This window comes from Aeromonas sp. QDB68 (assembly GCF_027707405.1).
Lineage (GTDB): Bacteria > Pseudomonadota > Gammaproteobacteria > Enterobacterales > Aeromonadaceae > Aeromonas > Aeromonas caviae.
In genome coordinates this window covers 1-706 of the sequence record NZ_JAPCIQ010000243.1, presented here as the reverse complement: position 1 = coordinate 706, position 706 = coordinate 1, and the positions used below count along the sequence as shown (strand labels likewise).

Here is a 706-nt window from a genome sequence, read left to right as displayed (position 1 = left end):
GGGCCTTGTTGCTCAAATCGGGGAACTATCTGTCATCTCGGTGATCTGATCCTGTAGCGCAGTCTCCGAGAGCATCAGATGGGCAAGTCCAAGCACAAGATCAGCAACTGGCAGCAGTACAACCAAGCCTTGGTGCAACGCGGTTCGTTGACCATCTGGATGGACGAACAAGCCATTAAGCAGTGGCATTGCCTGGTCCACCATGGCCGCCGAGGGAGAGGTTTCCACTACAGTGACACCGCCATTGAGACGGCCCTGATGCTAAAAGGCTTGTTCAAGTTGCCGCTGCGGGCGCTAGAAGGCTTCATTAACTCGTTGTTCCAACTGATGGCGGTGCCTTTGCAGTCGCCGGACTATAGCTGTATCAGCAAGCGCGCCAAGACCGTCGACATCAAGTACCGCCTCCCCAGCCAAGGCCCGGTGGCTCACTTGGTCATTGATGCCACCGGCCTCAAGGTCTATGGCGAAGGCGAATGGAAAATTCGCAAACACGGCAAGGAGAAGCGACGAGTGTGGCGCAAGCTCCACTTGGCGGTGGATGCCACAACCCATGCGGTCATCGCTGCCGAAGTCAGCCTGGAGACGGTGGCGGATAACGAGGTGTTACCGACGTTGCTCAACCCCTTACGACGCAAGATAAAACAGGTCAGCGCCGATGGTGCGTATGACACCAAGGCCTGTCATGCGCTACTGAAGAAGAAGGGGG

General features: G+C 56.7%; 1 protein-coding gene. It reads left to right on the top strand.

Annotated elements, in window-relative coordinates; translation table 11 throughout:
• Nucleotides 1–78 precede the first annotated feature (78 nt).
• The coding region (locus tag PG892_RS22460) for an IS5 family transposase (RefSeq protein WP_270825933.1) at nt 79–706 on the top strand (628 nt) is incomplete at its 3' end.